Below are 21655 nucleotides of genomic sequence, written 5' to 3'. Positions count from 1 at the left end.
TCAGTCCGCCGCCTCGACCAGCCGGCCCGGCTCGCCCTGCGGCGCGCCGGCATGCTTGGCCCGATACGCCGCGGCGATGAACCCCGCGAACAGCGGATGGGGGCGCATCGGGCGCGACTTGAGTTCGGGGTGGAACTGGCAGCCGATGAACCACGGATGGGCCGGCAGTTCGACGATCTCCACCAGTTGGCCGTCCGGACTCAGGCCGGAGAGCTTCAGCCCCCGCTGCACGAACAGGTCACGGTACGCGTTGGAGACCTCATAGCGGTGGCGATGCCGCTCGCTGACCTCGGCCATGCCGTACACCTCCGCGGCCCTGGACCCGCGCGCCAGGCGGCACGGATACGCGCCGAGGCGCATCGTGCCGCCCATGTCGGTCACGTGCTGTTGCGATTCCATGAGCGAGATCACCGGATTGTCGCAGGACGGCGCGAACTCCGACGAATGGCTGTCGTCGAGCGCGCAGACGTCGCGCGCGAACTCGATGATCGCCACCTGCATGCCGAGGCAGATCCCGAAGAACGGCAGGCCGGACTCCCGCGCATAGCGAATGGCCTCGACCATGCCGTCCACGCCGCGCACGCCGAACCCACCCGGCACGAGCAGGCCATCGTAGCCGTGCAGCAGGTCGGCGGCCCGTTCCGGGGACGTGAATTCGTCGCTAGACAGCCAGTGGATGTCCACGCCCACATCGTTGGCGATGCCGCCGTGGATGAGGGCCTCCTGCACGCTCTTGTAGCTGTCCACGAACTCCGTGTACTTGCCCACGACGGCGATGCGCACGCGCTCGCGGGGGGCGAGCACGCGCTCGACCATCGTCCGCCACGCCGACAGGTCGGGCGCGGGGCGCGCGATGCCCAGCTTCTGCAGCACCATCTCGTCGAACCCCTGGTCATGGAACGCGAGCGGGATCTGGTAGATGGTCCGCACGTCGGGGCTCTCGATGACGCAGCCGAATTCGACGTTGCAGAACAGCGCGATCTTGCGCTTGATCTCATCCGACACCGGGCGTTCGGTGCGCACGATGAGGAGGTCGGGCTGGATGCCGATCTCCATGAGGTCGCGCACCGAATGCTGGGTGGGCTTGGTCTTGAGTTCGCCGGCCGCGGCGATGTACGGGATGAGGGTGAGATGGACGAAGATCGAGTTCTCGCGGCCGATGTCGTGGCGGAACTGACGGATCGCCTCCAGGAACGGCAGCGATTCGATGTCGCCGACCGTGCCGCCGATCTCGACGATCACCACGTCGTTGTCCGGCGCGATGCGGCGCATGGCCGCCTTGATCTCGTCGGTGATGTGCGGGATCACCTGCACCGTGGACCCCAGGTATTCGCCGCGGCGTTCCTTGGTGATCACGTTGAGGTAGATCCGGCCCGTGGTGACGTTGTTCGCCTGGGAGAGCGCCCGATCGATGAATCGCTCATAGTGGCCGAGGTCGAGATCGGTCTCGGCGCCGTCGTCGGTGACGAACACCTCGCCGTGCTGGAACGGCGACATCGTCCCCGGGTCGACGTTGATGTACGGATCGAACTTCATCATCGAGACCCGCAGGCCGCGTTCCACCAGGAGGCGCCCCAGGGAGGCGGCGGCAATGCCCTTGCCGAGTGACGAGACGACCCCGCCCGTGACGAAGATGAACTTCGTCGTGTGTTGGCTCCCGGTGGTTGGCATCAGTTCTCACCCTGGTTGAAGTTCGTCCACTCGGCGTTGGCGCGGATGAGATCGTCTTCGGTATCGATCCCCACCCGCGCCGGCTCCTCGATGTGTGCCACGCCCATGGCCAGACCCGCGGCCAGGGGACGGAGCTGCTCCAGTCGTTCGATACGCTCCAGCGGATGCTCCGGCAGCGCCACCCACTGGGCGAGCGCGGCACGGGTATACGCGTAGATGCCCAGGTGTTGCCATACCCGGCCGGCCAGCTGCCGCGCATCCGTTGGGTCGCGAAGAAACGGAATGGCCGCCCGTGAAAAATACATGGCGCGCCCATCGTCGGCCGCGACCACCTTGACCACGTTGGGATCCCCCAGGATCTCGGGGCCGGCTGCGACGGCCGCCGTGCCGAGCGAAAATCCGCCTCCCGCCACCATGGCGGCGGCTCCCCGCACGGCGGCCGCCGCCACGAACGGCTCGTCGCCCTGCACGTTGACGATCGCGTCGAAGCCGGCGAATTCCGCGCGTGAGGCAACTTCGGCCACCCGGTCGGTGCCCGACGGATGGCGGGATGCCGTGAGCGCCACCTCGGCCCCATGCTGCCGGGCCGCCTCGGCGACCTCCTCACTGTCGGTGGCGATGATGCACCGCTCGGCCACGCCCATGGCCTGCACACGTTCCCACACGCGGATCACGAGGGGACGGCCGGCAAGAAGGCGAAGGGGTTTGCGGGGGAGGCGCGTCGCGCCCAGGCGTGCTGGGATGACGGCAAGCGTCCTCATGGGCGGCGCCAAGCCGCGCGACCGGCCGCAAGATTCACGCCAGCTAATTTACGCGCGCCGCGGCAGAAACGCAAATACAACGCGCGCAAGTGGTTTCGCGGCGTCGGGCAAGCCTACGCGGCCCGCGAAAGCTCGAGGAAATTGCGGAGAATGGCCTTCCCGTGTTCGGTCTTGATGGATTCCGGGTGAAACTGCACGCCGAACACCGGATGCTCGCGGTGCCGCAGCCCCTGGATCTCTCCCGGATCGTCCGCCGAGTGGGCCACGACCTCGAGCGCCGCAGGCAGCGAATGCGATTCCACCACGAGTGAGTGGTAGCGCATCACTTCCATCGGGCTCGGAAGGCCGGCGAATACGCCGGTGGCCTGATGCACGACGTGGGAGGTCTTGCCGTGCATGACCTGCGCGGCCCGAACCACGCGCCCCCCGTACGCCTCACCGATCGCCTGGTGGCCCAGGCACACGCCGAGGATGGGAATCGTGGCTCCCCACCGGCGTACCGTCTCGACGGTGATCCCCGCCTGCGCCGGCGCGCACGGCCCCGGCGAGAGGACGATGGCCGTCGGCGCGAGGGTCGCGATGTCCTCGACCGCGATCGCGTCGTTGCGCTCGACGAGGAGATCGGCTCCCAACTCGCCCAGGTACTGCACGAGGTTGTAGGTGAACGAGTCGTAGTTGTCGATGACGAGGATCATGATCGTGTCCGGGAGCGTTGGTCAGGCCCGTGGATGATACTGCCGATGCACGCTTCGCAGGTACTCCCGGTCCACGTGGGTGTAGATCTGCGTGGTGGAGATGTCGGTGTGTCCAAGCATCTCCTGCACCGCCCGCAGGTCCGCCCCGCCCTCCAGGAGGTGGGTGGCGAATGAGTGGCGGAGCGTGTGCGGCGAGACGTGCTTCTCGATCCGCGCGCGCTCGACGTACTTCTTGAGGATGGTCCAAGCGCCCATGCGCGACAGGGGTTCCCCGCGGGCGTTCAGGAACAGCACGCCCCGGCCCTTGCCCCGCTCGAGGCGCGGCCGCAGTTCTCGCAGATAGATGGCCATGGCGGAGATCGCGTTGCGGCCGATCGGCACGAGCCGCTCCTTGCTGCCCTTGCCCAGCACGCGCACCACGCCGTCGGCCATCAGGATGTCCTTCACGCCGATCGTGATCCACTCCGACACGCGCAGCCCGGCGCCGTACGCCAGTTCGAGCATGGCCCGGTCCCGGAAGTACAGCGGATCGTCCATCGTCGGCGCGGCGAGCAGCGTGGCCACCTCGTCCACCGAGAGCACGTCGGGCAGCGTGCGCCACTTCTTGGGGGTTTCCAGCCGCTCGCTGGGATCCTGCAGCAGGACGCCGTCGCCGAGCAGGAAGCGGAAGTAGGTCCGCACCCCGGAGACGCTGCGGCGAATGGACGCCGGCGCGAGGCCGAGATCCTTGAGGTGGTACACGTATTCGCGCAGCAGCTTGGAGGTGACATCGGCCGGCGTGCGCGCGCCCTTTGCGGTGGCGAACTCCGCCAGGCGATTCACGTCGCGGGCATAGGCCTCCTGCGTGCGCGGCGACGCGCCCTCCTCCAACGAGAGGAAGTCGCTGAACCGTTCGAGCAGGAAGCCCCGGGCCGCGGCGTCGTCCATCAGCGCCGGCTCCGTTGCATCCATCGCGCGAACACGAGCGCCGCGATGACGGCGGCGGCGACGGCGGCGATCAGGCCGCCGTCCCGCGACAGCACGCGGACGACGGCGGGCCAATCGGCGCCGAGCGTGAATCCCACGTAGCTCACGGTGCCGTACCAGATGGCCGAGGCGACGCCGATGAGGAGCGCCGCGGTGAATGCCGGCACGCGCAGCGCGCCGGCGAATGGGGGGACGAGGGCTCGCAGGCCGGGCACGAACCGCCCGAAGAAGATCGCCGCCAGCCCGAACCGGCCGTAGTAGTCGGTGAGCCGCCGTTCCATCTGCTCGGCCTTGTTGCCGAGCAACCGGCGTTCCAGGCGCTCGGCGCCGTACCGCCGGCCGAGCGCGTACATCCCCATGGCGCCGGCCACATTCCCGATCCAGACCGCGGCCACGGCCGCGAGCGCCGAGCCATGGCCGCGCGCGGCCAGGAAGCTGCCGAACGCGACGACGCTGTCGGCGGGGAGCGGCGGGAAGACGTTCTCCGCGGCGGCGATGCCGGCGAGGCACACGTACAGGGCGCCCAGCGGCAGCGCGCCGAGCCAGTCGAGCAGCGCGGTCACCCCCACGCGCTCATCCCTCGCGAACGATGCTGGCGACCGCGATGCAGGCGAGCCCTTCGCCGCGGCCCACCCACCCCATTCCCTCGTTGGACTTGCCCTTGATGCTGACGTCGGCCGGCGTCACGCCGAGCGCTTCGGCCAGGCAGATACGCATGGCGTCGCGGTGGGGGCCGATACGCGGGTATTCGGTAACGATCGTCACGTCCACCTGCTGCACGCGCCACCCGGTGGCGCGCACCCGGGCCACGCCGGCGCGAAGCATTTCGACGGAGTCGCGGTTCTCGTTGGCGGGATCGGTGTCGGGGTACATCTGGCCGATGTCGCCGATCGCGGCGGCGCCGAGCACGGCGTCGGTGAGGGCGTGCGCCACGGCGTCGCCGTCGGAATGACCGGCCAACCGCACGTCGCTCTGGATCGTCACGCCGCCGAGGATGAGCGGCCCCGGAGGAGCGAAGCGATGCGAATCGTATCCGATGCCGGTACGCGTCATGGCGGGGGGCCGGGCGCGGACATCTCCGCGCGACTGTTGTCGACGGGCGGTGCGGCCTAGGCGGCCGCCTCGGCCAGCGCGGGAATGATCGAGTAGTCCTGCCGCCGGCGGGCCGGCGCGAATCCGGCGTCGCGGATCAGCCGCTCCATCTCGTCGGTGGTGGTGCGGAACGTGGTGTTGGCCGCCGAGACGACGTTCTCCTCGATCATCAACGAGCCGAAGTCGTTGCAGCCGAAGCGCAGGGCGATCTGGCCGATCTTCATTCCCATCGTGACCCAACTGGCCTGGAGATTGGGCACGTTGTCGAGGACGATGCGCGCCATGGCGACGGTGCGGAGATAGTCCACGGCGTCGGTCTTGGGCATGTGCGACATCGCGGGCGTGTTCTCCGGCTGCAGCGGCCAGCAGATGAACGCCGTGAAGCCGTGCGTGCGCGCCTGCACCTCGCGCACCCGCTGCAGGTGCTCGATGCGCTCGTCCAGCGTCTCGCCGATGCCGTACATCATGGTGACCGAGGTCTTCATGCCCGCCTGGTGGGCCAGTTCCATGATCTCGAGCCAGCGGTCGGCGCCGGCCTTCTTCCGGGCCACCTGGTCCCGCACGCGCTGGACGAGAATCTCGCCGCCGCCGCCGGGAATCGAGTCGAGGCCGGCCTGCATCAACTCGCGGATGACGTCGCGCGCGTCGAGGCGGAACAGCTTGGCGAAGAAGTCCACTTCGCTGGGGCTGAATCCGTGGATGTGGATGGGGTGGTACCGCTTGATGTAGCGCAGCAGGTCGAGGTACCACTCGAACGGGATGTACGGATTGTGGCCGCCCTGCATGAGGATCTGGACGGCGCCCATCTCCTTGGCTTCGTCGATCTTGGCGCCGATCTGCTCGTACGAGAGCGTCCAGCCCTCGGCGTGCTTGGGGCGCCGATAGAACGCGCAGAAGCCGCAGTCGGCCACGCAGACGTTGGTGTAGTTGATATTGCGATCGATGATGAACGTCACCATGCCGTCGGGATGCTTCTCGCGCCGCACGCGATCGGCTTCGGCGCCGAGTTCGAGCAGCGGGGCGTTGGTGTAGAAATCGAGGAGATCGCGCATGGAGATACCTGCTACGCCGCGGGGAGGAAGGCGAGCGACCCGTCGGGCACCCGCCCCGCCGCGACCAGACGGCGGAAGAACTCGGTGAGTCCGGCCAGGTGGCCGTAGGACAGCCGGTAGTCGAGGCCGGACAGATATTCGAGACACACCGGCTGGCTGACGCCGGTGGCGTGCGATGCCTGGGCGGCGAGGGTGTCGAGATGCGCCAGCCCCCAATCGCGGGACGCGATGAGTTCGCCGTGCACCCGCAGAGCGTCCTGGACGTCGGCCGTGCGCTGGGCCACCCAGACGGCGAACACGAACGGCAGCCCGGTCCACTGCTTCCACTCGGCGCCGAGATCGTAGGCGTGGCGGTAGTCGGTGCGTGGAGCGAGCGCTTCGGCGCGGCCGGCGTGGAGGCGCGTGTTGAGCAGCAGCGCCGCGTCGCCGATCACGAGGCGCGCGTCGTGATCGTCCTGGCCGAACGTGGCGATGTCCGACAACTCGGCGTCGGCGGGGACGAACTGGGGCGTGGCGTGCCAGACGTTCTCGAACAGGAGCTGGAGGAGCGCCACGCTGGTCATCGAGCTGCGGCTCACCAGCACCCGCTGGCCGGAGAGGGCTTCGGCCGGCCGCTTGGAGAACATCATGACGCTGCGCACCGGGCCGTCGCTGGTGATGGCGAGGTCCGGGAGCAGCAGGTAGCGCGACGCGTCGGTGGCGTATTCGACGGCGGAGATCACGCTCACGTCCAGCGTGCCGTCGCGCATCATGCGGTTGAGCACGGTGGGCACGCCGTCGACGAGGGCGCCGTGGAGGGGCACGATTCCGCGATCGACCGCCCCGTAGACGGGGTAGCAGTTGATGTACGGAATGCGGCCGATGCGCATCTAGGCCGCCTGGTCCGCGGCGGCGGCGTGGCCGTCGAACGTGCGCACCACCTGGTAGAACGAGTCGCGCTCCACGGGAATCTTGCCGGCGCCGCGGATGAGGCCGAGCAGGTTGTCGAGCGCCATCGCCTGGGCGGTGTGGGCGCCGGCTTCGTGGTAGATCTTCTCATGCACCATCGTGCCTTCCATGTCGTTGACGCCGAAGTGCAGCGCCGTCTGGGATAGGAAGGGCGTGACCATCACCCAGTGGGTCTTCATGTGGGGGATGTTGTCCAGGTAGAGCCGGCCCACGGCGAGATTGCGCAGATCGTCGAAGCCCGACGTGGCGGTGCCCTCGCGGTGCAGCGTCTCGCCGAGTTCGTTGTTGTCGGGATGGTAGGCCAGCGGGATGTAGGCCAGGAACCCGCCCGTCTCGCTCTGGAGGTCGCGGAGCATGGTCAGGTGATTGATGCGGTCCGGGATCGACTCCACGTGCCCGTAGAGCATGGTGCAGTTGGTGCGGATGCCGAGCTGATGGGCCTCGCGGTGGACGCCGATCCATTCGTCGCCGGCGAGTTTCTTGTCGGCGATCGTGGCGCGCACGCCGGGGCTGAACACCTCGGCGCCGCCGCCGGGCATCGTGTCGAGGCCCGCCTCGCGGAGCGCGATCAGGACGTCGCGCACGGTCATCTTCTCGATGCGCGCGATGTGCGCGATCTCGACGGCGGTGAGGCCCTTGATGTGGACCTGCGGATGGCGGGCCTTGAGGGCGCGGAACATCTCGGCGTAGTACGCGAGGCCGGCCTTCATGTCGAGCCCGCCCACGATGTGGAACTCGCGGGTGAGCGTGGTGTTGGCCTCGTCCGCCTCGGCCAGCACCTGCTCGAGCGTGTACCGGTACGCGCCGTCTTCCTTGGGCAGCCTGGCGTACGAGCAGAATACGCAGGTCTTGCGCAGCGTGCAGATGTTGGTGGGATTGATGTGCTGATTGGCGGCGAACATGACGCGATCGCCGTGCAGCGCGCGGTTCCGGGCGTCGGCGAGTGTGCCGAGGCCGAGCAGGTCGGCGGTCTGGAACAGCGTGATCCCTTCGTCGGGAGTCAGGCGCTCGCCGCGCTCGACCTTGTCGGCGATGGGCAGCAGCGCGCGGTCGGTGACGCGGCGGCGATCGACGACGGGCGCGATGGGGGCGACGGCGGCTGACACAGGATCACTCCTCCCACTTGCGGACGGCGAGCGTGACGTTGTGGCCGCCGAATCCGAAGTTGTTGGTCAGGGCCACGGTCAGGTCGCGCTTGACGGCGGTGTTCGGCGTGCAGTTCAAGCGGATGGCCGGATCGGGCGTGTGGTAGTTGATCGTCGGCGGCACGACGCCGTGGAACACGGCGAGCGTGGTGATCAGGAACTCCACGGCGCCGGCGGCGCCGAGCATGTGCCCGGTGGCCGACTTGGTGGAACTGATGTTGATGCCGGCCGCATGCTCGCCGAACACGTGCTCGACGGCCAGCGTCTCGGCCACGTCGCCGACGGGCGTGGACGTGCCGTGGGCGTTGATGTACTGGATGTCGGCCGCGGTGAGGCCGGCGTCCTTGAGGGCGCGCCGCATGGCCCGCTGGGCGCCCTCGCCCTCGGGCGCGGGCGCCGTGACGTGGTAGGCGTCGGCGGTGGCGCCGTAGCCGACGATCTCGGCGTAGATGCGCGCGCCGCGCGCGCGCGCGTGCTCCAGCTCTTCGATCACGACGATGCCGCTGCCCTCGCCCATCACGAATCCGTCGCGCGTGAGGTCGAAGGGGCGCGACGCCGTGGCCGGCGAATCGTTGCGCTCGGAGAGCGCCCTCATACTGGCAAAGCCGCCGATGGCCATCGGGGTCACCGTGGCTTCGGCGCCGCCGCAGATCATGACGTCGGCGTCGCCGTACTGGATGGTGCGGCACCCCTCGCCCACGGCGTGGGCGCCGGTGGCGCAGGCGCTCACCGTGGAGAAGTTGGGGCCGCGCGCCTTGAAGCGCATGGAGACCAGCCCCCCCGCGATGTCGGAAATGAACATCGGGATGAAGAACGGGCTGATCTTGCCGGCGCCGCGCTCCCGGTATGTATCGTGCTGCTCCTCGAACGTCTTGAGCCCGCCGATGCCGCTGCCGACGATGACGCCGGTGCGCTCGGACAGCTCGCCGCTCAGTTCGTCGCCGAATCCGGCGTCGGTCATCGCCTGCACCGACGCGGCAATGGCGTACTGCGCGAACGGGTCGGACCGCTTGGCTTCCTTGCGATCCATGTACTGCAGCGGATCGAACCCCTTCACCTCGCAGGCGAACCGCGACGGAAAGGTGGAGGCGTCGAACTTCGTGATCGGCCCCGCGCCCGACACGCCGGCGAGCAGGGCGCGCCAGGTCTCCGCCACGTCGTTGCCGACTGGCGTGATCGTTCCAACGCCGGTGACAACGACCCGTCGCCTCATCAACCGCTGACCTTCTGGTTCAGGTAGGCCACGGCGTCGCCGACGGTCCGCAGCTTCTCGGCATCTTCATCGGGAATGTCGATGTTGAACTCCTTCTCGAACTCCATGACGAGCTCGACGATGTCGAGGCTGTCCGCGCCCAGGTCTTCGATGAAGCTTGCTTCGTCGGTGAGCTTCTCACGCTCCACGCCGAGTTCCTTCTCGATGATATCACGGACTTTCTGTGCATTGTCGGCCATGGGAAGGGGCTCTCCTCTGAAGGTGTGTGTAAACGATATAATCTATCAACAGCGAGGGGCGGTCGTCAGTCACATCACCATGCCGCCGTCCACCACGAGCACCTGCCCGGTGATGTACGCGGCATGGTCCGACGCGAGAAAGGCCACCACCCCGGCGACGTCTTCCGGGGTGCCCAGCCGTTCCAGCGGGATCTGCTGCGACAGGACGGTTCGCGCCTCGGCGGTCATCGCCGCCGTCATGTCGGTTTCGATGAATCCGGGGGCCACGACGTTGGCCAGGACGTTGCGCGACGCCAGCTCCTTGGCCACCGACTTGGTGAGCCCGATGAGCCCCGCCTTGCTGGCCGCATAGTTGGCCTGTCCCTTGTTGCCCACGAGGCCCACGACGCTCGCGATATTGATGATCCGGCCCCAGCGCCGCTTCATCATCCCGCGGGCCGCGGCCCGGACGGCCGCGAACGCCCCCCGGAGATTGGCGTCGAGGACCGCGTCCCAGTCCTCATCCTTGAGGCGGAACAGCACGTTGTCGCGCGTGATGCCGGCGTTGTTGACCAGGATGTCGAGGCCGCCGAACGCCTCCTCCGCCGCAGCCACCAGCGCCGTGACCGACGCCGTGTCGCTCACGTCGCACGCGAACCCCCTGGCCTCGGGCGAGATGGCCGCGGCGACCTCCTGGGCCCTGGCCAGGTCGCGCCCCACCACGCCCACCCGGGCGCCGCAGCCGGCCAGCTCCTGCGCGATGGCGCGGCCGATGCCGCGCGTGCTGCCCGTGACGAGCGCCGACTTTCCGGTGAGATCGATCTTCATGTGGCGACAAGCTCCATCAGGCGTTGAACGTCGGCGGGAGTGCCGCAGGCCATCGCGCGGAGCTGCGGCGCAATTTTCTTGAGCAGCCCCACGAGCACCGATCCGGGCCCCATCTCGAGAAAGGTGGCCTCGGGGTGGGCGGCCGCCATGGCGAGCACCTCGTCCGTCCAGCGCACGGGGCTCGTGAGCTGCTTCACCAGGACCTCGCGTGCCCGTGTGGCCGCCGTCCCGGAATCCGCGCTGACGTTGGAGTACACCGGAAAGTTAGCATCTACAAACGGTGTATCGGCAATAGCTTGAGCCAGTCCACTTAAAGCAGATTCCATTAGCGGCGAATGGAACGCGCCGCTCACGTTGAGCTTGATGGCGCGCTTGGCCCCGAGTTCCTTGGCCAGGACCATCGCCCGCTCCACGCCGGCCGCCTCGCCACTGATCACAACCTGGCCGGGCGAATTGTAGTTTGCCGGCACGACGAGCCCTGCCTCGGCGGTGGCGCGCGCACAGATGGCATCGATGGGCTGGGTCGTGTTGCCGAGCACTGCAGCCATCGTCCCGGGCCTGGCCACCCCGCTGTCGTACATCAGTTGGCCGCGGCGGCGGACCAGGCGCACGCCATCGGCGAGGCCCAGCGACCCTGCGGCGTGGTAGGCCGTGAACTCGCCCAGCGAGTGTCCGCCCGCCGCCCGCACGCGGCCCGCCAGGGCCTCTCGGACCACGGCCCACACCGCTGCGCCGTGAGCGAGCAGCGCCGGCTGCGCGTTGTGGGTGAGCGTGAGCTCGTCGGCGGGCCCGTGGAAGCAGAGAGCGCTGAGGTTGACGCCCAGGGCGTCGTCCGCGGCCTGGAACACGATCCGAGCGGCCGGGAAGGCGTCGGCCAGCTCCCGCCCCATTCCCGGCGCCTGCGAGCCCTGCCCGGGGAAGACCAGAACGAAGTCCACGGTCAGAACCGGATGACCATCGAACCCCAGGTAAAGCCGGCACCGAAGCCCACGAGCAGCACCGTCATGCCCTCGGTCACGCGTCCGGTCTCGATGGCCTCGTCGAGGGCGATCGGAATGGACGCCGACGACGTATTGCCGTAGCGGTCCACGTTCACGTAGACCTTGTCCATCGGCATGTTCGCGTGCTTCGCGGTGGCCTCGATGATCCGGTTGTTGGCCTGGTGCGGGATGAGCAGGTCGATGTTGGCGCTGGTGAGCTTGGCGGCGTCGAGCACGCGGTCGCAGGCGTCGGCCATCGATCGCACGGCGTGCTTGAACACTTCGCGGCCGGCCATCTTGACGTAGAAGCTGCGGTCCTGCAGCACCTGCTCGTCGAACGGGTGGGCGGCACCGCCGGCCGGGCGGTAGAGCAGATTGGCGAGGGCGCCGTCGCTCCGGATGAACGTGCCGAGGACGCCGCGGTCCCGCTTGGCGGGACGCACGATGGCGGCGCCCGCCCCGTCGCCGAAGAGGACGCAGGTGGCGCGGTCCTTCCAGTCGATGATCGAACTCATCTTCTCGGCGCCCACCACGAGCACCGTCTGCGCCGTGCCGGCGGCGATCAGCCCCTCGGCGATGGTCGTGCCGTAGATGAACCCGGCGCAGGCAGCGCTGATGTCGAACGCCGCCGCGCGCGTAGCGCCGAGTTCGGCCTGCAGGTCGACGGCCGTGGACGGCAGCAAACGGTCGGTGGTGGCCGTGCTGAGGACGATCGTGTCGATGTCGCCCGCGTGGATGCCGGCCCGCTCCATGGCCTGACGGGCCGCGACGGCAGCCATGGTGCAGGTGGTCTCGCCGGCGGCGGCGATGTGCCGCTCGCGGATGCCGGTGCGCTCGACGATCCATTCGTCGGACGTCTCGACCCCGATGGCCGCGAAGTCGTGGTTGGTCATCACGCGCTCGGGAATGCCCCGACCGGTGCCTGCGAAGTACACGATGGGACGTTTCATGCGGTGGCTCCTGCGGCGCCTTCGGGACCGGCCAGGCGCTTGCCGATGTGTTCGGCGAGGTGGTTGTCCACCGCTTGCACGGCGACTTTGATCGCGCTCGCGATCGCGCGGGGCGAAGAGCGGCCGTGGCAGATGATGCTCACGCCGCGGACGCCGAGCAGCGGAGCGCCGCCGTACTCGGAGTAGTCGAGTTGGCGGAGGGCGCCCATGATGCGGTCTTTGGGCAGGCCCGCTTTGACGAGCAGTCCGACCATGAGCGGGGCGACGGCCTCGTAGAATTTGAGAATCGCGTTGCCCACGAAGCCGTCGCATACCACGACGTCGAGGGCGCTCTGGTGGTTGTGGCCGGCCGGCAGATCGCGGCCTTCGACGTTGCCCACGAAGTGGAGGCCCGACTGCGCGAGGAGCGCGTGGGCTTCCTTGGTCACGGCGTTCCCCTTCTCGGCTTCCTCACCAATGTTCAGGAGGCCGACGGCCGGGTTGGCGCGGCCGAGCATGTCGTGGGCATAGACGGCGCCGAGTCGCGCGAACTGCACGAGTTCGGCGGCGGAGCAATCGACGTTCGCGCCGGCGTCGAGGACGACGACGGGCTTCTCGGCCGTGGGGAAGATCGTGACGATGGCGGGCCGCTTGAGGCCTTCGTACAGGCGGAGGAGGACCATGGACGCAGCCATCTGGGCGCCGGTGTTACCTGCCGAGACGAAGGCATCGCACGCGCCCTCGGCATGCATGCGCAGCCCCACCATCATCGAACTGTTGGGCTTGGCGCGGATGGCCGCGCTCGGCTTCTCGGCCATCTCGATGATCTCGGGGGCGTCGACGACGCGCAGGCGGTCGCGAAACGTGGCGAGCGCGGCATGCTCGCCACGCAACGCCTCGTCCAGCGTCTGCTCGATGATCGCCGACCGGCCGACGAGTACTACGGAATGCGCGGGATCGAGCTCGGCGACGGCGAGGAGGGCGCCGGCAACGGTCGCCTGCGGGGCGTGATCGCCCCCCATGGCGTCCAACGCGATCCGCGCCAAGGTCAGGCTTCCTTGGCGGCGACTCGCTGTTTACCGGCGTAATATCCGCATTCGTCACAGACCCGATGCGGGCGCTTCATTGCCTGACACCGCGGGCACTTCTGGAGCGCGATTGCCGGCGCCTTCTTGTGGGTGTTGCGGGCGCGCTTCTTGCGCTTGGAGGTTCTACGCTTCGGGACGGCCATGGCTCGATGAAATCGTTGAGAGTCTGAAGGAAAGCTACGTGCTGGGGGAAGAATCGAGTTTGTGCAGCGTGTCCCAACGCGCATCGTGGGCGGTGGGGCAACCACAGGAACCGGCGTTCAGGTCGGCCCCGCAGGTGGGACAGAGTCCCTTGCAGTCCTCCCTGCACAGCACGAACGTCGGCGCATTGAGCAGCCACAATTCCCGGACAGCCGGGCGAAGATCGAGCTCCCTGTCCCGCGGCCCGAACATATACACGTCCGGGTCCTCAGGTTCTTCACCGCCGGTGGCGGCAAAGATGAGATGCGCCTCATCCTGCACCGCGACCGGGGTGTCGGTCAAACAGCGCCGACACGGCATCGTCGCGCTGCCGGCGAGACGGCCGTGCCAGTAGAACCGCCCGGGGCCGGCCGCCGAGAGGCGACCGGTCACACGAACGCCATCGGGTGGCACCGGATCTCCGGGCTGCCAGATCGGGTCGGCGGCGGACAGCGTGGTATCCACCGCCACCGCATTGGACTCGAGGTCCCGAATGTCGAAGGACAGCATAGCCATGAAACCTACTCGTCTGGAAAGGCCTTCACAAGTCCGCGCCACCAGAGAAGTTAGCCAGCCTTGGCGTGGGGTTACATGGCGGCGATCTGATCGCTCTCCGCGAAGAAGAAGCGGGACTCGCGCTCGGCGTTCTCGTCACTGTCCGAGGCGTGGATGGCGTTCCGCTCCTTGGACTCCGCGTACAATTTGCGCACCGTGCCCGCTTCGGCCTCTGCGGGGTCGGTGGCGCCGATCGCCTTGCGCAGGGCCGCAACCGCGTCGGGCTTCTCGAGCACGATGGGCATGCACGGGCCGGAGGTCATGAAGGTGACGAGCGAGGCGTAGAACGGCCGGTCGCGGTGGACGGCGTAGAACTCGCCGGCCTGCGCCTGGGTGAGGTGCATCACGCGCGCGGCGCGGATCACGAACCCCTGCCCTTCGAGATGGGCGATGATCTTGCCGGCTTTCCCGGCCGCGAAGGCGTCGGGCTTGATGATGGTCAGCGTCTGATGGTGCGCCATTGGGAAACGGTGGGGTTGGGTGTGACGGCGCGCGCTACTTGAGGCGCGCCTTGATCAGGTCCACGAAATCGATCGGGCGCTTGGCGATGCCCATGCCGGCGGCCTCGAACGCGGCGATCTTCTCGGCCGCCGTGCCCGACGATCCCGAGATGATCGCGCCGGCGTGGCCCATGCGGCGGCCCGGCGGCGCGGTCTGGCCGGCGATGAATCCGACCACGGGCTTGGTCATGTGCTGCTTGACGAACGCGGCCGCTTCCTGCTCGTCGGTGCCGCCGATCTCGCCCATCATCGCCACGGCTCTGGTGTGCGGGTCCTTCTCGAACGCCGCCAGGCAGTCGATGAAGTTGGTGCCGTTGATCGGGTCGCCGCCGATGCCCACGCAGGTGGACTGGCCGAGGCCGGCCCGGGTGAGCTGGTAGACGATCTCGTAGGTGAGGGTGCCGGAGCGGCTCACGACGCCGACGTGGCCGAGGGTGCAGATGCGGCCGGGAATGATGCCCACCTTGGATTGTCCCGGCGTGATGAGCCCCGGGCAGTTGGGGCCGAGCAGGCGGGCGCCCTTCTCCTTCACGAACGGGTACACCCGCGTCATGTCGAGCACGGGCACGCCTTCGGTGATGGCGACGATGAACTTGATGCCGGCATCGGCGGCTTCCATGATCGCGTCGGCGGCGAACACCGGCGGCACGTAGATGACGCTCGTGTTGGCGCCGGTGGCGGCCACGGCGTCGTGCATCGTGTTGAAGATCGGCACCGTGTTCTCGAACGTCTGGCCGCCTTTGCCCGGCGTGACGCCGCCGACGACCTTGGTGCCGTATTCGATCATCTGCTTGGTGTGGAACGAGCCGTCGCGGCCGGTGATGCCCTGCACGATGACGGTGGTGGAATTGTCGATGAAGATGCTCACGCGGCCTTCCCTCCCTTGGCGAGGGCCACGGCCTGTTTCACCGCTTCGTCCATGTCGGCGGACGCCGAGAATCCGTTGTCCTTGAGAATCTTCACCGCGATTTCCTCGTTCGTGCCGGTCAGCCGAATCACGATCGGCACCTTGAGTGGATTGGCTCTGGTGGCGGTCACGATGCCGTTGGCCACGTCGTCGGTGCGGGTGATGCCGCCGAAGATGTTGAACAGGATGGCCTTCACGCTCGCGTCGGCGGTGATGATGCGGAGCGCGTTCACCACCTTCTCGGGGTTGGACGAGCCGCCGATGTCCAGGAAGTTGGCGGGTTCGCCGCCGTAGTACTTGACCAGGTCCATGGTAGCCATGGCGAGGCCCGCCCCGTTCACCACGCAGCCCACGTCACCCTCGAGCTTGATGAAGGTGAGGTTGGACTTGCGCGCGTCCACCTCGCTGGGGGCTTCGGAGCTCTCGTCGCGCAGGGCGGCGATCTCGGGACGGCGATCGAGCTCGTTATCATCGATCACCATCTTGGCGTCGAGCGCCACGACGTCGCCGGCCACGGTGACGACGAGCGGATTGATCTCGGCCAGCGACGCGCCGCTCTGCATGAACGCCGCGTACAGCTTCTGCATGATGGCGCCGGCGGCGCGCGCTTTCTTGAGGTCGTCGTAGAGAAAGAATCCGAGCTCCAGCGCCTGATACCCGAGGAGTCCATAGCGCGTGTCCACGGGGAGCCGCCGGATCTTGTCCGGGGTCTTGGCGGCGACCTCCTCGATGTCGATGCCGCCGGCCGGGCTCACCATGAACACCGGGCGCTTGGAGGCACGATCGAGGATGACGCCCACGTACGCCTCGCTGGCGATGTCGGCGGCCGGAGTCACCAGCACCTTCTCCACGGTGAGCCCCTTGATGTGCATGCCGAGGATCTTCGCCGCCACGGCGCGGGCCTCGGCGGGATCCTTGGCGAGCTTCACGCCGCCCGCCTTGCCGCGGCCGCCGGCGTGCACCTGCGCCTTGATGACCACGGTGCCACCGAACTTCTTCGCGATCGCTTCTGCCTGGTCCGGGGTGGTGGCCACTTCGCCCGGGGGGATCGGCACGCCCTGGGCGCGCAGAATCTCCTTGGCCTGATACTCGTGAATGTTCACGCCTACTCCGCGGTGATGGTCGTTCCGGCTGCGCCGCGAACCGCGTCGCGTCCCCGGCTCAGCTCTGTGATGATCGCGCGGCCGCCGGTGCGGCGCACGAAGTCTATCGCCGCGCGGATCTTCGGGGCCATGCTCCCTTCCCCGAATGCGCCCGCGCGGTCCATGCGGGCCGCGTCGTCCGCCGTCAGAGTCGACAGCGGCCGTTGTCGCGGCGTTCCCCAATCTGCATAGACGGCGTCGACGTCGGTGAGGATGAGCAGCAACTCAGCGCCCAGATCGCGCGCCAGCACTGCTGCCGCCAGATCCTTGTCCACGACGGCGTCGACACCCTCCCAACCTAGCGACGGATCATCGTAAATGGGCGCCCCGCCGCCGCCGCACGCGATCACGACCACGCCGGCGTCGAGCAGCCGCCGCACGACCGAAGCCTCGTGCACGGCGAGCGGCGCGGGACTTCCCACCACGCGCCGCAGGCGGCCGCGTCCGTCGGGCCGCACCGCGTACCCCTCGGCCTCCACCTGACGCGCGCGTTCCGGCGTGAGCGGATGGCCGATGAACTTGGTGGGCGTCCCGAGCGCCGGGTCGTGGCGGTCGACCTGGACCTGCGTGATGACCGTGACGACCTCGCGGGGGTGCCCGGCCCGCCGGAGCGCATTGTCGAGCGATTGCTGGATCATGTAGCCGATCCAGCCGGCGGTCTCGGCCACGAGCACGCCGAGCGGCAGCGGACTCGCGTCGCGGCGCGCCAACTCGTTGCGCACCAACTCGTCGCCCACCTGCGGCCCGTTGCCGTGGACGATGCACATGTTCCAGCCGGCGATTATCAGATCGACGATCGGGGCCAGGCTCTCGCGCGCGTGGCGGAACTGGTCGTGGACGGTCGAGGCCTCCCCGGACGGCGCGAGGGCGTTGCCGCCCAGCGCGACGATGGCGGTGTGCGGCGCGGGGCGCTCGGTCATGGCTGGGGCCTGGACAGGAGCGCGCCCAGCGTGTCGAACGCCTTGCCGAACGCGTCCCAATCGCCGCGGCGCAGCGCGTCGCGCATTTCCTGGTAGAGCGCGAGCATCGTCTGCCGGGTCCGGCGGCTGGCGGGCCCGGAGTCGGTGGACGGCAGGACGACGCCCGCGGCGCCGCGCAGCGTGGGCGCGATACGCACGGTGTCGTTGACGAGATACGCCACGTGGAGGAGCGCCGGGACGGCGCCGGGCGTCCATCGATACGTGGGCTGCATGAACGCCACGCCGCGTCCGAGCGCGAAGGCGCGAACCACGCCGTGCACCGCCGTCACGTTGGCGGGGCGCGCGATGCTATCGGCCGCGCCGAGGCGGTCGAGCACCGCCTGCCAGGACGGAAGGGGCCCGGCGTTCGCGAGCCACACGGTGCGGTGGCGGGCGCCGCCCTCGCCCACCAGAATGCCGCGCACACGCTCCGCCGCGTCGAGGAGCGGAATCTCGAGCGCCGTGGGACCGCCGCGCGGGAGCGCGAATACGGGGAGCTGTGCGGCGAGCATACTGTCGGCGCCGTCCACGACGGCCGGATGCCCGGGCGCGCCGCTGTTGATCCGGGTGCCATAGCGGCCGAACGCCAGCGATTGCGCGCGCAGGCCGTCGATGGCCGGCGGGAGGTCGCCGAGCAGCGGCGGCTCGACGGCGCCCGCGCGCACGAACAGCGCGGGGAACGCCTGGACCCAGGTGGCGGCGAGGGGGTCGAGCACGCTGTCGGCGACCAGGCGCACGACCCCGGTGCTGGAGGCGACGAGTGCGGTGGCCGCGTGCTGGAAGTAGCTCCGCTCCTTGCCGGCCATGACGAACCGCTGGCTGAGGGGATATGTGGACGAGGCCGAGTACAGGTCGATGGCCCAGGTCAGCGAGTCGCCCACCACCAGTGGGACGACTTCGCTGCCCTGCGCGAAGAAGGGCGCGACGGCGGCGACGCGTTGGCGCGCGTCGCGCACGGTGACGAGCACGGGACGCGGCTCGGGCAGTTCCTGGAACCAGAGGCGCAGGTTCTGCACGCTCAGCGCTTCGGCGAGCCGTTCGAGTGGCGACGTGAGCGGTGCGCCGGCCACGCGGCCGCCCGAGTCGGGGACCACGGCGTACCCGCTGGCCGTGTCGAGGATGATCGACGGCGCGAGCAGCAGCGCGTCGTCGTCGCTCCCGGCCGCGGGCAGCCGAACCGGCGCGCCGCGCGCATCGGCCGCCGAGGCCAGCGTGCGTACCACGATGCCCACGGGGGCCGCTTGGCCGGGCGCCGGTGGCGGCTGCGGCGATGCGATCACGCCCACGAGCCCGTCGCGGCGGCTCTCCCAGGCAACCCGGGCGCCCGGACCGAGCCGAGACTCGGATTCCACGGCGCGCGCCAACGGACGGGCGTCCCAATCGGGCACGCCGACGGCGGCTTCGGCGAGCGTGGCGAACGCGGCGCTCGAGTCGGAAACGACGATCCGGTCCACGGCATAGGCGCGCCGCGTGTAGCCGGCTCGCGTCGCCTCGTACGGGCGCTCGCGCGCGGCGGCGTCGGGACCGTCCTCGAAGATGCGCCGGGCCACGATCGGCGCGACGTCGCGCGTGGCGACACCCGCGACGAGGGCGCCGAGCAACGCCGTGAGCGCCAGGCGCCGCTGTCCGGTGCCGCCCGCCCAGACCACGATCAAGCCGCAGGCGAACGTGATCATGGACAGCAGCAGGCTGCCCGGAATGCGCACGCGGTGATCAACCGCGGTGAGCGCGCCGTTCGGGCCGGTGCCGTCGAGGAGCGTGCCGTACATCTCGAGCCGGAAGTGCCACGCGAGCAGGAGCATGATCACGCCGCCGAGCACGGCGAGGTGGCGGCGCACGTACTCCGAGAGATGCAGCCGGCCCTGCTCCCACCGGAGGCCGGGGGTGAGGACGTACAGGAACACGACGACGGCGGCCACGCAGAGCGTGCTGGCGGTGGCCCAGGTGAACAGCGTGACCTCGAACGGAAGCCGGTACACGAAGAACCCGAGGTCGGCGGCGAAATACGGATCGGTCTCCCCGAACGGCCGGCCGATCCGAGCCAGCAGGAAGCCCGTCCAATCGGTGAGGGACAGCGCGAGGGCCGCGGCGACGATCAGGGCGAGTCCCAGCGCCATGCTGGTGAGCGCGCGGCTGGAGACCTCCTCGCCGATGTCCAGATTCCCGATGCGCCGCGGCAGCACCAGCGAGACCACCGATTGGCGCACGGCGTAGAAGTTGGCGAACGCGAACACAGAGAGGGCGGCGCCGCCGGCGAGCCGGAGCAGCAGCAGCGAGGAGAGGCGGGCCTCCCAGAGCGAGAGCGCCCCCGCCGCCCGGTACCAGCGATACCCGGCATAGAACTGCGACAGTTCGCGGGCCACCAGCAGCGAGACGGCGCCGGCGACGAGGAGCAGGGCGAGCCAGCGCCGGGACGTCACGTCACACCCGCACGCCCTGGGCGCGCAGCCAGCCTTCCATCTCGGCGCGGATCTCGCGCAGCCGGGTCTCGGTGCGGGCTTCGAACCGCGTGACGATCACCGGCTGCGTGTTCGAGGCCCGGATGAGGCCCCAGCCGTCGCCGAACAGGACGCGGATGCCGTCGACGTCGATGACGTCGTGGGTGGAACGAAAATGCTGCACGGCGCGCGCCACGATATCGAACTTGAGCTCGTCGGGACACTCCACCCGCAGCTCCGGCGTGGCGTGATACGCGGGCACGTCGGCCAGCAGTTCGCGCACGGTGCGTCCGGCCTCGGCCACGATGCGGAGCAGGCGCGCCGCGCCGTAGAGCGCGTCATCGTGTCCGTAGAACCCCTCCGTGAAGAACATGTGGCCCGACATCTCGCCGGCGAGCGGTGCGTGCAGTTCCTTCATCTTCTCCTTGATCAGCGAGTGGCCCGTCTTCCACATCACGGGCTCGCCGCCGGCGGCGCGGATGGCGTCGGGCAGGGCCTGGGAGCATTTCACGTCGAAGATGACGGACTGCCCCTGCCCCGTGCGCCGCAGCACATCGCGGGCGTACAGGATCAACAGACGGTCGCCCCAGATGATGGTGCCGTCGCCATCGACGATGCCAATCCGATCGGCGTCGCCGTCGAACGCGATGCCCAACTCGGCGCCGTCCTCGCGTACGGCGGCGACGAGGGCTTCGAGGTTCTCGGGCACCGTGGGGTCGGGGTGGTGATTGGGAAACGTGCCGTCGCTCTCGCAGAACAATCCGCGCCCGGCGACGCCCAGCCGCCGGAAGAGCTGGGGCGCCACCAGGGCGCCCGCCCCGTTCCCGCAGTCGAACACCACGCGCACGCGGCGCGCGAGCGGGCCGATCCGCGCGGCGATGTCGTCGATATAGCGATCGATGATCGCCTCGTGGCGCACCGTGCCCTGGCCGCGGGGGCCGCCGCCGCGTTGGGCGAGCTCGCGCAACGTCTGGATCTCGGCGCCGTACACCGACGCGGTCCCGAGGCAGATCTTGAACCCGTTGAACTCGGGCGGGTTGTGGGAGCCGGTGATCTGGATGCCGCCCGCCACGCCGAGGTGATGGAGCCCCCAGTACATCAGGGGCGTGGGGACGACCCCGATGTCCACGACGTCGACGCCGCTCGCCGTCAGTCCGTCGACGAGCGCATCGCGGAGCGCCCCGCCGCTGGGGCGGTTGTCGCGCCCCACGACCAGCGGGCCGTGGACGCCGCGCTGCGCCAGATAGGCGGCGTAGGCCGCCCCGACCGCGCGCGCGGCCTCGGTGGTGAGGTCGGCCCCGACCACCCCGCGGATGTCGTACTCGCGAAAGATTCCGGATGCAACGGTCATCGAAGTCCTCGAAATGCGGACGGGGCCGTACGAGGCC

The 21655-nt window shown here is 69.1% G+C and carries 23 protein-coding genes; all 23 read right to left on the bottom strand.

Annotated features, from left to right (window positions below; translation table 11 throughout):
- On the bottom strand, positions 1 to 1671 hold the full coding sequence (locus VNE60_01850) for a CTP synthase (protein HVB30251.1): 1671 nt from the start codon (positions 1669 to 1671) through the stop codon (positions 1 to 3).
- Positions 1671 to 2432, bottom strand: coding sequence for a 3-deoxy-manno-octulosonate cytidylyltransferase (gene kdsB / locus VNE60_01845; GenBank protein HVB30250.1), 762 nt, complete (start codon positions 2430 to 2432; stop codon positions 1671 to 1673). Before kdsB ends, VNE60_01850 begins: the two co-directional genes overlap by 1 nt.
- A 113-nt stretch (positions 2433 to 2545) precedes the next feature.
- Entirely contained in the window at positions 2546 to 3127 is a 582-nt protein-coding gene (locus VNE60_01840) for an aminodeoxychorismate/anthranilate synthase component II (protein ID HVB30249.1), read from the bottom strand.
- Positions 3128 to 3148: 21 nt separating this feature from the next.
- On the bottom strand, positions 3149 to 4054 hold the full coding sequence (xerD, locus tag VNE60_01835) for a site-specific tyrosine recombinase XerD (protein ID HVB30248.1): 906 nt from the start codon (positions 4052 to 4054) through the stop codon (positions 3149 to 3151).
- Positions 4054 to 4662: a DedA family protein gene (locus tag VNE60_01830; protein HVB30247.1), complete on the bottom strand. Its 609-nt coding sequence runs from the start codon at positions 4660 to 4662 to the stop codon at positions 4054 to 4056. Before VNE60_01830 ends, xerD begins: the two co-directional genes overlap by 1 nt.
- Before the next feature lie 4 nt (positions 4663 to 4666).
- Complete coding sequence (ispF, locus tag VNE60_01825) at positions 4667 to 5146, bottom strand: 2-C-methyl-D-erythritol 2,4-cyclodiphosphate synthase (protein HVB30246.1); 480 nt, start codon at positions 5144 to 5146, stop codon at positions 4667 to 4669.
- A gap of 56 nt (positions 5147 to 5202) precedes the next feature.
- Positions 5203 to 6237, bottom strand: coding sequence for a cyclic dehypoxanthinyl futalosine synthase (gene mqnC / locus VNE60_01820; protein HVB30245.1), 1035 nt, complete (start codon positions 6235 to 6237; stop codon positions 5203 to 5205).
- An 11-nt stretch (positions 6238 to 6248) separates the two neighbouring features.
- On the bottom strand, positions 6249 to 7106 hold the full coding sequence (locus VNE60_01815) for a menaquinone biosynthesis protein (GenBank protein ID HVB30244.1): 858 nt from the start codon (positions 7104 to 7106) through the stop codon (positions 6249 to 6251).
- The gene (gene mqnE, locus VNE60_01810; protein HVB30243.1) at positions 7107 to 8291 is read right to left on the bottom strand and encodes an aminofutalosine synthase MqnE; all 1185 of its coding nucleotides are present in this window, start codon (positions 8289 to 8291) and stop codon (positions 7107 to 7109) included.
- 4 nt (positions 8292 to 8295) lie between these two features.
- A complete protein-coding gene (gene fabF / locus VNE60_01805) occupies positions 8296 to 9543 on the bottom strand; it encodes a beta-ketoacyl-ACP synthase II (GenBank protein ID HVB30242.1) in 1248 nt (415 codons plus the stop codon).
- Positions 9543 to 9782: an acyl carrier protein gene (locus VNE60_01800; protein ID HVB30241.1), complete on the bottom strand. Its 240-nt coding sequence runs from the start codon at positions 9780 to 9782 to the stop codon at positions 9543 to 9545. Before VNE60_01800 ends, fabF begins: the two co-directional genes overlap by 1 nt.
- Positions 9783 to 9851: 69 nt before the next feature.
- A complete protein-coding gene (gene fabG / locus VNE60_01795) occupies positions 9852 to 10589 on the bottom strand; it encodes a 3-oxoacyl-[acyl-carrier-protein] reductase (GenBank protein ID HVB30240.1) in 738 nt (245 codons plus the stop codon).
- Positions 10586 to 11527, bottom strand: coding sequence for an ACP S-malonyltransferase (gene fabD / locus VNE60_01790; GenBank protein ID HVB30239.1), 942 nt, complete (start codon positions 11525 to 11527; stop codon positions 10586 to 10588). Before fabD ends, fabG begins: the two co-directional genes overlap by 4 nt.
- A gap of 2 nt (positions 11528 to 11529) precedes the next feature.
- Positions 11530 to 12519, bottom strand: a complete 990-nt coding sequence (locus tag VNE60_01785) for a beta-ketoacyl-ACP synthase III (GenBank protein HVB30238.1) — start codon at positions 12517 to 12519, stop codon at positions 11530 to 11532.
- Positions 12516 to 13544, bottom strand: coding sequence for a phosphate acyltransferase PlsX (gene plsX / locus VNE60_01780; GenBank protein ID HVB30237.1), 1029 nt, complete (start codon positions 13542 to 13544; stop codon positions 12516 to 12518). Before plsX ends, VNE60_01785 begins: the two co-directional genes overlap by 4 nt.
- Positions 13545 to 13546: 2 nt before the next feature.
- Entirely contained in the window at positions 13547 to 13729 is a 183-nt protein-coding gene (gene rpmF, locus VNE60_01775) for a 50S ribosomal protein L32 (protein HVB30236.1), read from the bottom strand.
- Between the two features lie 34 nt (positions 13730 to 13763).
- Entirely contained in the window at positions 13764 to 14276 is a 513-nt protein-coding gene (locus VNE60_01770; GenBank protein HVB30235.1) for a DUF177 domain-containing protein, read from the bottom strand.
- Between the two features lie 77 nt (positions 14277 to 14353).
- A complete protein-coding gene (gene ndk, locus VNE60_01765; protein ID HVB30234.1) occupies positions 14354 to 14782 on the bottom strand; it encodes a nucleoside-diphosphate kinase in 429 nt (142 codons plus the stop codon).
- Positions 14783 to 14816: 34 nt separating this feature from the next.
- Entirely contained in the window at positions 14817 to 15689 is an 873-nt protein-coding gene (gene sucD / locus VNE60_01760) for a succinate--CoA ligase subunit alpha (protein ID HVB30233.1), read from the bottom strand.
- Positions 15686 to 16831 carry an ADP-forming succinate--CoA ligase subunit beta gene (gene sucC, locus VNE60_01755; GenBank protein HVB30232.1) on the bottom strand — a complete coding sequence of 382 codons (1146 nt, stop codon included), beginning with the start codon at positions 16829 to 16831 and terminating at the stop codon, positions 15686 to 15688. The genes sucD and sucC overlap by 4 nt, the downstream gene beginning before the upstream one ends.
- A 2-nt stretch (positions 16832 to 16833) precedes the next feature.
- Positions 16834 to 17790 carry a carbamate kinase gene (locus VNE60_01750; GenBank protein ID HVB30231.1) on the bottom strand — a complete coding sequence of 319 codons (957 nt, stop codon included), beginning with the start codon at positions 17788 to 17790 and terminating at the stop codon, positions 16834 to 16836.
- Entirely contained in the window at positions 17787 to 20249 is a 2463-nt protein-coding gene (locus tag VNE60_01745; GenBank protein HVB30230.1) for a UPF0182 family protein, read from the bottom strand. Before VNE60_01745 ends, VNE60_01750 begins: the two co-directional genes overlap by 4 nt.
- A gap of 1 nt (position 20250) precedes the next feature.
- Positions 20251 to 21618, bottom strand: a complete 1368-nt coding sequence (locus VNE60_01740; protein HVB30229.1) for a phosphomannomutase/phosphoglucomutase — start codon at positions 21616 to 21618, stop codon at positions 20251 to 20253.
- Positions 21619 to 21655 lie beyond the last annotated feature (37 nt).

The sequence above is a fragment of the Gemmatimonadaceae bacterium genome, assembly GCA_035533755.1.
Taxonomy (GTDB): Bacteria; Gemmatimonadota; Gemmatimonadetes; order Gemmatimonadales; family Gemmatimonadaceae; genus JAGWRI01.
The sequence above is the reverse complement of the archived record's forward strand: the minus strand, read 5'-3'. Positions and strand labels throughout refer to the sequence as shown.